Raw genomic sequence first — 13,496 nt, forward strand, 5'->3', positions numbered from 1 at the left:
AGAAAGCAGGGCTTGTTTAAGCGAATTATCATGAGAGCTCATTGGTTTATTCAATTCGCAAGACTGAGAATCCTGCGGGTATGGAATAGCCATGGATCAGAAAAGAGTCTACAACGTTAAGGATTTCAGAAAGCAAAAACAGCCGGTTTTGTAAAGCCTGAAAAGCCTGCCTGTCCCTCTAAAAGAGTGACAAGCGGCTTTTATTCTCCTCCTCTATAGCGATAACCTCTCTCGCTGCTTCTATGAAAGATAATATGATTGGTGAAAGCCATTTGTCTTTATGCCATAACATCTGTGTATACACGTGCAAGTCCGGAATTTGCCATGGAAGAGCAACAAGTTCGCCCCGTTCAACTTCCGCTTTCGTTGTCATTTCAGGAAGAAAGGCAATACCGATTCCCGTAATTGCACATTGTTTAATAGCTTCGGCATTTTGAAACTCTAAATACGTAAGACTATCAATGCCCTTTTTCTCAAATTGCCGGTCAAACATGGTTCGATAGGGACAACCCTTCTCATTCGTCAGGAACACTTGTCCATGAAAATCTTCCAGATGCAGTACAGTTAGTTTCGAGAGTGGGTGGTCTGGAGCGGCGAAAAAACGGAACGTTTCTTCTACCAACGGCTCCACTGCAAGTGCGCTCGAGCGAATGGGTTCGTCCAACATAAAGACGACATCCGCGGCTCCCTCAAAAAGCGTTTGCTTGAGTTGTTGATTTGGAACGGAGCGGAAGATGAGACGAACTCCCGGATGTCGCGAACGAAATAGGTGAAAGACAACTGGAAGCCTATAGGCGCAAAGAACTTCGTTAGCACTTACAGTTAGGGTCCCGCTTACATTTTCATTGTCATGAACAACACTGCGAGCTTCGTCCAATTTGTCTAAAACGCTTTGAATATGAGTTAAAAAGCGTTTTCCCGCAGTTGTGAGAACGAGCTGCTTGCCCAAGCGGTCAAAGAGACGAACACCAAGCTCATCCTCCAATGCTTTTATTTGCATCGTGACGTTGGAGGGGACGTAGTTCAGCACTTCCGCAGCCCGACTGAAATTTAAAGTTGATGCAACCGTGCGGAACGTAATCAGTTGGCGCAATTCCATCATACAATCCCCTTTTACTTTCAAGATTATTGAATATTACTTTGAGTTTTATTCACTTTTACTGAGACTATCACAGATCTATACTAACAACAAGAAATACAACCTTAATGTATGGTTTCATTTTGAAGGGAGAGACAATATGATGGATTATGAGATTTTTGATTTGGGTGACGTAACCTTGCAATCAGGGGTTACGTTACCGAGCGCTTTTATTGCTTATAAGACTTATGGAAGATTAAATGAAAAGACAGATAATGTCATCGTCTATCCAACCGCTTTTGGCGACCAGCATGTTCAGAATGAATGGTTGATTGGAAACGGCATGGCACTAGACCCGCAGAAATATTTCATTGTTGTTCCAAATCTGCTGGGCAACGGATTATCTTCTTCTCCCAGTAACACGCCTCCCCCATTCGACCGGGCTAATTTTCCGCAGATAACGATCTATGACAACGTGAAACTACAGCATCGGCTGGTGACCGAAAAATTCGGCATCCAAAAGATCGCTCTCGTAGTAGGCTGGTCAATGGGAGGCATTCAAGCATTCCAATGGGGGGCAAGTTATCCCGACATGGTTGAACGAATTGCACCTTTTGCCGGAGTTGCAAAGACATGGCCCCAAACGTATGTGGTCCTGGACGGTATGAAAGCTCCGCTTATGGCTGCGACCCGCTTCGATTCAAGTAAACTAAACCAGTTGACTTCTGCGGACATGCGCGCCGTTGGCCGTGTCTATGCAGGATGGGGTGTATCGCAGGCGTTTTACAGAAATGAACTTTATCGTGGGCTGGGATTTGACTCATTGGCAGATTTTGTGTCTGGCGTCTGGGAAGATAGCTTTATGAAAATGGATCCGCACAATGTCCTGGCCATGTTATGGACAGGACAACATGCAGATATTAGTGCAAACCCGACCTATAACGGAGATTTCGATGAGGCGCTCAAAAGCATTAAAGCACTTGCCTGCGTCATGCCAGGGAGCACGGATCTCTTCTGCTCGGCAGACGATAACGAATATGAAGCTAAGCTAATACCTCATGCTATTTTTAAACCTATCGAGTCGATCTGGGGCCATTTTGCTGGTCGCGGAATCAATAGTGCCGATAATAAATTTATTGATGACAACCTAAAACGTTTGTTGGCGCTTAGTAGAAACGGATAGATCATCATTAGCATTCGAGTGTTCAGTGAGGACCCTGGTCAGAGTATTCCACGTAACGACGTTCCCGGTCAAGGCAACTGGTAATGTGGGAACACTTGTCTCTTGAATGAACGATCCCTTCTGATCTTACATGAGGTCACCAGAACTTACTGGTGTTGCTGTACAAACAAGAAAAGCCTTTGTATTCAAAGGCTTTTCGACCATTTGTATGGAGCGGGTGATGGGAATCGAACCCACGCCGCAGGCTTGGGAAGCCGGAGTTCTACCATTGAACTACACCCGCATGATGTTCGTGCATTTCATTCCAACTGCTTCCAATTATATAGCTGTCTGAATTATTTGTCTAGCGTCTCCAATCAAATGGAGCCTTGCCAATCATTCAAGAAAAGACCGCCCGGGCATCATTCCCCGTTCGGTCTTCTCTGCTTGGTTTGGCATCAGGCATGCGCATAGGTTTGTTGCGAAATAATTCGCCCACTCTCCATTTTCACAACCTGATCAGCAAGATGGAAGTAGCGATCGTCGTGTGTGATCGCAATGACACATTTGCCCTGTCTCTTCATTTCTGGCAACAAGGATTCGTAAAAGAATTGACGATACTCTGGATCTTGGTCCGCTGCCCACTCATCAAAGAGGAAAATGGGCCGGTCTCTTACCAGACTGAGCATTAAGGCAAGACGTTTACGTTGACCCGTAGACAGCTTCGTCGTGCTAAATGTACCCGTTTCATCCACTTCTACTTTGTCAGCAATGCGAAGCACCTCTAAATATTTGCTCACTTCTTCTTGCTTTGCTTGGTAGTCGATGCCGTACATCTTCTCAAACAAATAGAAATCGCTGAAGATCGCGGAGAAGAATTCGCACCGTTGATCAGCATTCACTTTTTGGCCATTCATGAAAAACTCGCCCTCATCCTGCTCATACAATCCGGTAATCAGCTTGGCAAACGTTGACTTCCCACTACCGTTCCCGCCAACAATGAAGACGATTTCCCCTTTTTGGCAGGAGAAATCCAGCGGCCCTACGGAAAACTCTTCGCCCTCCTTGTTCTTGTATCGGAAACGCACTTGTTCCGTTGAAAAAGACTCAAAATCTTGCGCGTTCCGCTCAGCCAAGGTTTCCTCTTCTCTTCTCGTTTCCACTGATAACGAATCAAGCAACGCATTCAATCGCTGCCAGCTGATCTTGATGCGAATGAGCTCCGGTACTGCATTCAAAATACCGTGAACGGGTCCTGTCATATACAAAAAGACAAACACATAACTAATCAGCATCTCTTTTTGAAGCGAAGGGAATAGAACCGGGAATAAAAAGGCAACTGTGCCGATTACCACAACGAAAAGCAATTCCCCAATCAAATACACGTTCACAAACTTAAATTGGCCCGCTGATTTCTTATGTCGGTAGTCAGAGCAGCTTCTTTCCATGTCTGCTTCGAATTCTTTTCGTTGCGACTGCGTCAGATACAGCTCCTTGAAGCCTCCGATCATATCGGTAATATAGGAGAAAAACACATTTTGGATGTCTCTGGTTTCCTCCCATACTTTATTTGCAAAGCGACCTGCCAGCGTGTACAAACCTACAGCCACAAAAATGACAGCCAGACAAAACAAAAATCCGTATAGATCCAGGGATCCCAGATAAATGAAGCAAAACACTAGTGTAACCGCACTCGTCAGTGCCACAACGACACTATTGGCAAAGGTACTGATCGTTTCCGTATCGTTATTTAACCCCGCATATATTTCACCGTTATCAAGTGTCTCGTACTTTTGATAAGGGGTCCGAAAAATTTTGCGGATCAGTTCCATTCTTTTTTCGTATACGATTTCATTTGTAATCACGATCAGTCGGCTACGCATCATTTTCTCCCCGACGATATACAACAAGATACCCAGGAGAAAATACAGGAAAATCGCTGCATGAAACTTGTTCGTAGAAGTGAGCGCCAGATTGATCATAAAAATGATCAGCGCATTCCCAAATCCGCTGATAAGCCCCTGGATGACAATAGACGTCATGGATGTTTCTTGCGATTTCGGGAACAAGCGGATGAGCGTGATGTAGACATTAAACAGAGCGAGTCCTGTCACCAATGCGTACATGGCGTAAAAAATGGTGATGGGAAGCCAGACCTCGATGAACGGCCATGGTAAGCCCATAAAAAATACATCCGGCAAATAGTATAAGGCGGCGGTCAAAACACTGCCCATGACAACAAATGCAACGAAGGATGCAAAACAGATTCGCCCCGCATTCACGGCGAGTTTGCGTTCACCTCGATAGACTTGCACGAAAATCTGCACGATTCCCCCACCAAGTAGCAACAAGAGGATCCCAAGGATTACGAGAGAAATGCTCGCCAGTCGATCCGCTTGAAGATTGGTGTCAGACACGACTACGGGAGGTTCTTCGCCGAGTACGAGATTGACGGCCCCTTCTGCGATAACAGATGCGTTCAACGAGTTGATATTGGTCAAAACGACGGCGCCCAGCTTTTCTTCTGGACGAAATACCATGTACGAAGAAAATGCAGGGTTGTTGCCACCGTGCGAAATTTGCCCTCCACCATCCTGATAAATCATCCAGCCTGACGCATACGAGAAACCGTCTGCAGCAGGGGCTACCGAACGATCAGGAAGATGGGAAGCACTCACCAGCTCGGAACGAAACGCAGATACCTCCATCCCCAACTGAAGCTGCAACCATCGCTCCATATCGTTTAAATTGGAAACGACATAACCGGCTGGCGTATTTCCGCGATATTCCGGCGCATCGTACACTTTCGGGGAAAAGAACTCGATTTTGTGCCCTCTTGCCATCTCCTCAGCGGGTGCCTGTGCCTTCAAAAAGGTATGGGTTAGTCCCAATTTGGCAATGACTTGTTGCTGCACATACTGCTCATAGGTCTCTCCGGTGACTTTTTCAACCACATAGCCCAGGATATCGTAGTTAATTGTCGCGTATTCATACTCGGTCCCCGGCTTGCGGACCAGTTCAGTATGATTGATCGCTCGCACAGTTTCTTCAATTGCATTTTCGCTGGAAGAAATAGGGATGGCGCCAATGCTTTCAAACGGAATCCCGCTGGTATGGTAAAGCAAATGCTTAATCAGGATCGTTTCCTGCTGTCCCTTATAGGTAACACCAAACCACGGGATATAGTTCTGAACCGGGTCGTCCAGTGAAAGTCGTTTTTGCTCGACAAGCTGATGAACGGCTAGCGCCGTAAAGGCTTTGGAGTTCGATCCGATTTCAAACAATGTATCAGCAGTTACTGGCTCTTGCTTCTGGATGTCAGAGTAGCCAAACGATTGCTTGTAAATGGTTTTCCCCTCTTTGACGACCACTACGGCTGCACCCGGGATTTTCTCCGACTCCATCGTTTTATTGACCAGCTGTTCAATTGCCGTTGCGATTTCCGAATCCTGTTGTACGCTCGTTTCGGCGTACACGGTCATACTGCCGGATAGTACGAGAACCAGACACATCAGCAAGAACGTCAGTTTTCGTCTCGACTCATCTATGATCTTTTGCAGATTGATCCACTCCTTTTTAGGCACTGCGTCTGTGGGAAAGACCGCAACCGGAAGTAAACGAGTACGTGATGTAAATTGGGATTGGATAGAAACCGTGGCGAATCAAACTCGCCACGGTTTCTTTATTAGGCATCGCACATATACACGGGTTTCGAGTAGAGGCGCAAGGTTTCTCTCCATTTTTTAACCAATCGCTCCCACTGTTCTTGTTCGATTTGCTCTTGTTTCAATAGGCTAATCGGGATACACAAGTTTAATAGACGCCCGTCTATTTCAAAACGGGTAACACCCGCAGGCAAAACATGCCCTTCCGATACGATACGCTCTAATTCCGACAAACTGATTGGCGGGAACCGTATCAAGGCTGCTCCAGCCTCCGGACATTCGAGCATCCCCGTGGGCAGACGATGCACCGGGTGGCTATAGTTGTAACTGTCCACTAATTGACGCCATAGTGTCATTCGCCACTCATCATCCTGCCGCTTCTCATTTGGATACAGATAGAAACGTTCCTTGTTCCCTATCATCATTTCTGCCACAGGTGTTTCTCGTAAACGCTCTGTTTCCCATCGAAACACAGAATCTTGCTCCACTGATTGCAACCATGCAGCGACTGGCACAATATGATCCCACATATCCAAGTGAAAATCCTCATGTTCCACTACCTGTACGGGGATATGTTTGCACCCAAGCGCTTGAAGAGCAAAGGTCCGATGTGCACCATCAATGATCAAATACTGGCCGTTTTGCATGAGAATCGCCAGTGGAGGATGGCGCAAAATCCCTTCCTCCTCAATGATCTGTCTGGTCTTGTGTAGTCGCTTGTTTTCATGTGACTCGTGCAAACAAATACGAGATGACTCTACCAGTTTTAGATTTGCTAGCACATCGTACAAAATGGTAACCTCCAGTTAGTCTTGCAAGTGAGTTCCGATCCCCTGCGAGAGTGCTTGTTTGTAATAGTAGGCAGCAATGGCGATATCAAAAATCGCCATCCCCATCGGATTAAACATGATGGGCTCATCTTGCGGAAATTCTTTCATCTGGTCAAGGCAGACGATATCTGTGATCGATTTGGTATCTTCTTTTTGCAATCCTCTCTCCAGATGCATGATCTCGATGTCCGTGTTCTCACGGCAAACTTCAGTCCAGTCATCTACGATAATGGAGCGGGTATAGTCGAGAATTTTTGGTGTAAAATCGCGTAACGACACATTTAACAACAAAGAATGACGTTTGGGTTGCTTGTCAATAAAACCATGCGGTGACACCGTGCACGTAATGAACACATCTGCCTCGCAGTATGCTTCTTCCCACGTTTGCGCGATAACCGTTTTCTCTTTTATCTCAGCTGGAATATGCTCCTGCTGGATACCCGCAATGTCATAGAGAACCACCTTGTCGATCTTTTCTCCTAACAAGGCCGTAACCATTTGCAGATGAAGTCTGCCAATCGGACCAAATCCGATTATTCCGACCGTTACATTTTGCAGGGGACGTACTTGTTCGTAATGCTTGAGGAGAAGACCAGAAACAGAAGCAGTTCGAATGCCGCTGACCAGAGCGGTATTAATCGTTGCCACAGGCTTACCCGTTCTGGCTTCGTTCAGGATGGTAATCGAATGCGCGCGTTGGATACCCTCTTGGAGGTTTTTCGGGAAACTGGCAATCCACTTGATTCCCGCCATATAAGTATCTCCGCCTACAAATGCTGGCATGGCAATAATGCGGTTTGACATGTCATGATATCGCAAGTAAGGTTTAATCGGCTGTGCATAATCTTCCTTATATAAGGAATTCACGGCATGTTCAATGACATCAATGGTTTCTTTCCAATTCTTGCCGACCTTTTCAATATCACTCGTGTTTAAATATAACATCGTACATTCCACCCTGCTTATCGTAGTAGATTTATTGGACACTGCTTAATTGCCGACGAAAGAATGCTTTTGCTGATGCAACCACTGGACCCATTCCTGGTTGTATACGGTATTGACATATGGCATGCCACCGTCTGGGCATAAAAAGACGACATTAGGCTTGACTGCATGCTTTTGATCTTTGAAATAATTTTTAATCGCCCAGTAGGAAGTCCCAGAAGATCCTCCAGCAAAAATGCCATGCTCCGTGTACAGCTGATAGCACGCCTCGACTGTGTCCTCCTCCGAAACATGAACGACCTCATCAATAATCGCGCCCTTGAGTATGTCAGGTCGCATGCTCGATCCAATTCCAGGGATGTAACGTTTTTGTGGCTCTTGTCCAAAAATCACTGATCCTACCGTGTCGACAGCAATGATCTTTATGTTCGGAAAACGTTCCTTCAATCGTTGCGAGATTCCCGTAATCGTGCCGCCAGAGCTAACGCCGATAAACGCATAGTCCAATGTCTCGAAGCTGTCTGCGATCTCGGCTCCCAGTCCGAAGTAATGGGCTCGAGCGCTATCCGGATTTCCATACTGGTTGGTCCAAAACGAGTTCTTCGTCTCATTAAGCAGACGATTGACCGTTTGGATGCGCGTTAGGAGAAATCCTCCTGTCTCGTCACGGTCCGTTACTTTTACGACCTCATGGGAAAACGCCCTGAGCAAATTCTCATATACAGGATTAATATTGGGGTCAATGACTGGAATAAATTTAATTCCGATTCGCTTGCATAAAGTCGCCAAAGCGATCGCAAAATTTCCCGAAGAAGACTCGACTACGGTAGTATCCGGCGTAATCTCTCCTCTTTTGATCGCCTCCTGTAATATGTAAAAGGCCGGCCTCACTTTTACACTTCCCATGAGGTTGTTGTACTCCAGCTTGCAAAACAGATTGATGTGCTCATGCTCAAGTTTGATTAAAGGCGTATTGCCAATCATGTGACTTATGGCCATCATTTTCGTTAGCATGTTGAGCCCTCTCTCCCGTTTTTTCCCGTCTTCGTCCAATCGGCTGAATCTATCTTGGTCCCTTGAATCAAGCGGATTTTGCATCCATTTTTTGCTGGATGTAACCTGCCAACATTTTCATATCTTGAAAGTTTTCTAAATGGAGCATGTCATCATCGAATTCAATCCCAAACTCTTTTTCAACCTTTACAACCGACTTGATAAAGGTTAGTGAATCAATGTACTCCGTAAGTTCTCCGCTTTCGTTCACGTACTCAGAAAACAACTGCAGGAGCGTCTCGTATACTTCGTTTTCCTTTTCCATATGAGTCCCTCCATGTGGTAAATGCTTACACAACAACGTCAACCCGTTCCAGCACTTCTCTTGTTTTGGTGACTGCCTCGAATTCCTGCGTTTTAATGCTGCTGATTTTTTGCAGAACGCGATGAACCATATCACTGCGATTACTGTCAAAAGCCTTGAGAATCATATTGGTCGTAATTTTCCATTGATGTCCGATACTGCGATACAGCTCGGCAAGATTTGCAAAGTTTTCGTACTTCTCACTGATCGCTTGCAGCACATTGGCATACATCGCTCGTGTTTGTGCCATGCTGATCAAGCTGTGGTTAAGGATATCGAGATGATCGTCTGTAATCTCCACTCCGCTAGCGAGAAAAGCCTCTACATCTTTGAGAAAAGGATCAAGGGATTTCAGCCCTACCTCGATGTTGACATCGTCGGGCACATCCAACTCCCGCTTGATGTGACTTATGTCGCACCGTCCCTCTAGTACGCTGAGATTGCTCCTGACCGCTTCTAGTAACTGATCAGGCGTCGGATGCTGGGAATCTGAAAGTACCAATTCAAATGAACGATTGTGGAGTGGATACCATTCACCTGTACCTGCATCCCGATAGGAAGAGTTACTCGCCTGTAAAAATTGCTCGATGGACAACAGACCTTTGTAGCGGTAGTAATCATCGACGATCAGCAGCTGGTTACCTTCTCTTCCGGTGACAATGATGCTATGCATTTCAGGCAGGTCCTGATAATAAGGGTTGTACGGGAGTTCTGCCATGTTGCAGAGGACGATTGTCGGTACCTCCCGTTCCAGACGTTCTTGTATATTTGCCAAAAACAAGTCGTCTTCTGGTTCAGCCCGTCCTTCTACGCGGATATTGTGTATCCACATAAGCTCACTGACTGTTCTCATGTATTGACCGTTTACATCTCCATAAGGAGAATCCTGCGTTTTAAGATAGATGGCACCGCACTGCTTCCAAGCTGTTTCCAAGGCGGAAAAATTCAGGTATTTCAGAACCGTGAAGATAGAAGCGCCGATGCAATCCAGGTTCGGATGCTTGCTCGGTTGAATCTCGGCGAGTGACATGAGCACTCTCCTCCCTGTCTATCGTAATGGTAAACACATGCGACTAGCGGATATCCGAATCACGTTCACGCAAGGCGAATACTTGTTGCAGAAATTGACGAGTGAGAGAACTCAACTTGTCGGCAGCAGCTTCCACATCAGATCGCTTCAACATTTTTTCTTTGTATAAGCTAAGGGCATAGCGATTCACCGCGTTATTCGATGTCTGTAAAATCTCCTCTGCCAATTCTCGTACAGACTGATCTGCGTGTGGAATGTACCAGTCCAATAATGTTTCCACGCACAGTTCTTTTCCGCCTAATTGAACGTAGAGCTCGTTTAAATTGGCTTCATGAAAATAGGTGTCTGGCTGCTCCGTAAGCGATAACAACAGCGTAAGCTCACGGCCAGATTGTTGTTTACTCTCGACCGCTTTTAGTAAACGCAGCAATTCCTGCTCTGCGCTCGCACGCAAGCTTGCCTCGTCATCTGAAATGCGATCGAGCACCATGATCAGCCGAGAATGCGGCTCAATATTTGCATAAATCTCCTCAAGCGTTTGATAGGTTGTGGAGAATTTATCGTACTGGATTCGCTGAGCTTGCCCGCGAGTCAAATGATTGTGATTGATGATTGTATAGACCTGCTTTTCATGGTCATAGCCAGTGATGACGGTGAGATGATCGGTATGTTCCTTCTGGTATTGCGGTGTGTAAAAGGTGTAGTACTCGTCAAATGCAACCATTACTGGCTTGCCTTGATCCAATTGGCGAATGATCGACTCATGCAATTCATCCAGACGAGCGACAGGTACGAGTTTGACCCGATAGCCAAATTTGTAAAGCATCTCCTCATCCGACAAATATCCCATAACCTCAGCATGTTCCCGATACGAATAGGGGTACCCCTCGGCATCAAGCTGATAGCCGCGCTTCAACCCGAGAAAAAGCTTAAAATACGGAATCAGATGGGCATCCTGCTCCTCCATTAATAAAGCGAGACCGCGATCATAACAATTCCATTGACGCCAGGATAAATGACTGACATCAGCATACGAGCTGCGCTTGATTTGCGTACCATGCGATGATTTTGTGTTTCGTTGTTGAACAGTTTGGACGGCAGTAGCAGCTGCCTCTGCTTTCGCAACCTGTTCAACCTCATGCCCAGCCGCATCAAGATAGGCAGCAAAGTCGGAAATCGTCAAATGGGTAAGCAGGTCTTGTACTTCTACTTCTCGGTTCATCCGCTTGGAAATTTCGCTGACCATTTTAATCGCAATGATCGAGTCCCCGCCCAGCTCGTAAAAATTGTCATGGACATCTACTTCTTCAAGCCCCAGGACATATCCCCAAATGCGAGCCAGCTCTTGCTCTAAAGCGGTGTAGGTATCATGTTTTCTCCCACGTACCACCACGTTTGGCAGCTTCACTTCACCAGATTTTTGCGGTGCAACCTTGTCATTTTCTCTCCCGGCATCCTTGCCAAGAGCAAGAGAATGAAGAGAAGAAATGTCCAGCCAACAACGTTTACGCTCAAACGGATAAACAGGGAGGTGCACGCGCCGCGGCTTTTTAAACGTATACATGGCACTCCAGCGTACATCTGCCCCGCTCACATACAATTCGCCGAGCTCTTTCAGATCAGACAACTCTTTGCTTTGCGCCAATAAAAGCTTTTGCAAAAGAGAATCAGCAGCCTTATTCATCGCTTGTTGTTCTGCCTCAGTCAGAATCCCTGGTTCTCTATCAGCTTTTTCCTGCGAAATAACCTTGTGCCAGCCGAAGAAAATATCCGGGTCAGAAAGTGTTGTCCAGTCGCTCGCACACAGCTTGGAGATTTTTGCGGCAAAATCGTCCATGTCCTTGCAAATCAGCAGCAAACGGTAGCCGTAGTGACTACGGCCCGTATTTGCCGTAAAGCTGAGACTTTCCAATGTCGGCAGTTCCTCCACAGGCTTGCTGGTCCACTTCTGAAAGCGGAGCAACAGGTCGAGCAAGCTCTCCTTGCTTTTAGCTGATAAAGCGATAGTCTGAATCCCTTCGTCTTGCTTTGGGGGCTGTATGGATGGCGCTTCCTCAACAACCAGATGCACATTCGTTCCACTCATCCCAAAGGAACTGATTCCTGCCCGGCGTACACTTTGTTCTGGTTCCCAATCTGTCAATGTGTCATGGATGTAAATGGGAGATTGCTCAAAAGGAATCATCCGATTCGCCCGCTGGAAGTGCAAATGCGGAGGTATCTGCTTTTGTTTAAGAGACAGGATTACCTTGAAAAGACCAGCCATGCCCGCTACATGGTCGGTGTGACCGATGTTCGTCTTTACGGAGCCGATCCCACAAAATTGGCGTCGGCTTGTGTATGGGCGAAACGCTCTCTCTAGGCCGTCCATCTCCATCGGATCACCCAGCTTGGTACCTATGCTGTGCACCTCGATATAGGAAAGGGTTTGGGGATCAATCTGCGCATCTTTCCATGCCTGCTGGATCACTTCGGCTTGTGCCAGTGAATTTGGCGCCGTAAGACCAAAAGAATGACCGTCTTGATTGGCCGCGCTTCCCTTGATCACCGCATAAATCGAATCGCCGTCTGCAAGAGCTTTTGCCAACGGCTTCAGCAAAACGGCGCCAACACCTTCACCGACACCTGTACCGTCTGAATCATTGTCAAAAGGGCGAGTACGACCAGATTGAGATAAAATCCCCAAATCATTGCTTCCATCTTGTAAAGACAGCAGGATGAGCTTGACACCGCCAGCAAGCGCCATCTCACATTCTCCTCGACGAATCGCCTGGCATGCCAGATGAACAGCCATCAGCGAAGAGGAGCAGGAAGTATCCACAAGCATGCTCGGACCTTTGAGATCCAACAGGTAGGAGATGCGAGAAGCGATCACCGATTTCATATTGCCAATGATTGAGGTGGACAGCGCATCTGGTTCCAGCTCTCGAATCATTCGTCTATACTCTTCACCAAAATCACTGCTAAACCCCAGATATACACCCGTACGGCTGCCTGCGAGCATCGTTCCACCATATCCAGCGTCCTCAATCGCCTCCCAGCATGTCAGCAAAAATAAGCGTTGATTTGGGTCCATCTGACTGGCTTCCTTCGGAGAAAGACCGAAAAATTGCGGATCGAATTTATCAATTTCATTCAGGTAGGCAGCTTCTCGAAATTGAATTTGCTCCATCGTCATACCTTTGGCGAGTAACAATGGAATCAAATCGTTCTGGCGCTCTTTGGGAAGCTCACGCACGCAATCTTGACCAGCTTGCAACAGACGCCAAAATTCTGCCGGGTTTTCTGCGCTTCCGAATCGGCAAGCAGCACCAATCACCGCGATATCGTGTTGATTGGGTTTGCTGTCTGTTGAATGAGCATCCGTCTGCTGTTTATTCAGTTTGATTCGGTTCAGTCCTAATGGCTTGCTCACTGCATTCTTCCTCC

The 13,496-nt window shown here is 46.6% G+C and carries 9 protein-coding genes and 1 tRNA gene; 1 reads left to right on the forward strand and 9 read right to left on the reverse strand.

Annotated features, from left to right (window positions below):
- Positions 1-178: 178 nt before the first annotated feature.
- The gene (locus KB186_RS01785) at positions 179-1,099 is read right to left on the reverse strand and encodes a LysR family transcriptional regulator (RefSeq protein ID WP_232773075.1); all 921 of its coding nucleotides are present in this window, start codon (positions 1,097-1,099) and stop codon (positions 179-181) included.
- Positions 1,100-1,241: 142 nt separating this feature from the next.
- Between KB186_RS01785 and KB186_RS01790 the strand changes: the two genes are divergently transcribed.
- Entirely contained in the window at positions 1,242-2,261 is a 1,020-nt protein-coding gene (locus KB186_RS01790) for an alpha/beta fold hydrolase (RefSeq protein WP_232773076.1), read from the forward strand.
- Positions 2,262-2,470: 209 nt separating this feature from the next.
- Here KB186_RS01790 and KB186_RS01795 read toward each other — a convergent pair.
- The 8 genes from KB186_RS01795 to edeG form a co-directional block, all read right to left on the reverse strand.
- Positions 2,471-2,544, reverse strand: a tRNA-Gly gene (locus tag KB186_RS01795).
- A gap of 154 nt (positions 2,545-2,698) precedes the next feature.
- The gene (gene edeA / locus KB186_RS01800) at positions 2,699-5,758 is read right to left on the reverse strand and encodes a cyclic peptide edeine export ABC transporter EdeA (RefSeq protein ID WP_232773077.1); all 3,060 of its coding nucleotides are present in this window, start codon (positions 5,756-5,758) and stop codon (positions 2,699-2,701) included.
- Between the two features lie 167 nt (positions 5,759-5,925).
- Positions 5,926-6,687: a ParB N-terminal domain-containing protein gene (locus tag KB186_RS01805; RefSeq protein ID WP_232773078.1), complete on the reverse strand. Its 762-nt coding sequence runs from the start codon at positions 6,685-6,687 to the stop codon at positions 5,926-5,928.
- Positions 6,688-6,711: 24 nt separating this feature from the next.
- Positions 6,712-7,680: a 2,3-diaminopropionate biosynthesis protein SbnB gene (gene sbnB / locus KB186_RS01810; RefSeq protein ID WP_173607809.1), complete on the reverse strand. Its 969-nt coding sequence runs from the start codon at positions 7,678-7,680 to the stop codon at positions 6,712-6,714.
- 45 nt (positions 7,681-7,725) lie between these two features.
- A complete protein-coding gene (gene sbnA / locus KB186_RS01815) occupies positions 7,726-8,694 on the reverse strand; it encodes a 2,3-diaminopropionate biosynthesis protein SbnA (protein WP_173607810.1) in 969 nt (322 codons plus the stop codon).
- A gap of 67 nt (positions 8,695-8,761) precedes the next feature.
- The gene (locus tag KB186_RS01820) at positions 8,762-8,998 is read right to left on the reverse strand and encodes a phosphopantetheine-binding protein (RefSeq protein WP_047067460.1); all 237 of its coding nucleotides are present in this window, start codon (positions 8,996-8,998) and stop codon (positions 8,762-8,764) included.
- 25 nt (positions 8,999-9,023) lie between these two features.
- The gene (locus tag KB186_RS01825) at positions 9,024-10,067 is read right to left on the reverse strand and encodes a BtrH N-terminal domain-containing protein (protein ID WP_173607811.1); all 1,044 of its coding nucleotides are present in this window, start codon (positions 10,065-10,067) and stop codon (positions 9,024-9,026) included.
- Positions 10,068-10,110: 43 nt separating this feature from the next.
- The gene (gene edeG / locus KB186_RS01830) at positions 10,111-13,482 is read right to left on the reverse strand and encodes an edeine polyketide synthase EdeG (RefSeq protein WP_173607812.1); all 3,372 of its coding nucleotides are present in this window, start codon (positions 13,480-13,482) and stop codon (positions 10,111-10,113) included.
- Positions 13,483-13,496: the final 14 nt, after the last annotated feature.

The organism is Brevibacillus sp. AF8 (assembly GCF_021270385.1).
Lineage (GTDB): Bacteria > Bacillota > Bacilli > Brevibacillales > Brevibacillaceae > Brevibacillus.

Coding starts and splice junctions, on each gene's coding strand:
- KB186_RS01785 (WP_232773075.1), bottom strand. CDS start 1,099: ATGGAATTGCGCCAACTGATTACGTTCCGCACGGTTGCATCAACTTTA.
- KB186_RS01790 (WP_232773076.1), top strand. CDS start 1,242: ATGGATTATGAGATTTTTGATTTGGGTGACGTAACCTTGCAATCAGGG.
- sbnB (WP_173607809.1), bottom strand. CDS start 7,680: ATGTTATATTTAAACACGAGTGATATTGAAAAGGTCGGCAAGAATTGG.
- sbnA (WP_173607810.1), bottom strand. CDS start 8,694: ATGCTAACGAAAATGATGGCCATAAGTCACATGATTGGCAATACGCCT.
- KB186_RS01820 (WP_047067460.1), bottom strand. CDS start 8,998: ATGGAAAAGGAAAACGAAGTATACGAGACGCTCCTGCAGTTGTTTTCT.
- KB186_RS01825 (WP_173607811.1), bottom strand. CDS start 10,067: ATGTCACTCGCCGAGATTCAACCGAGCAAGCATCCGAACCTGGATTGC.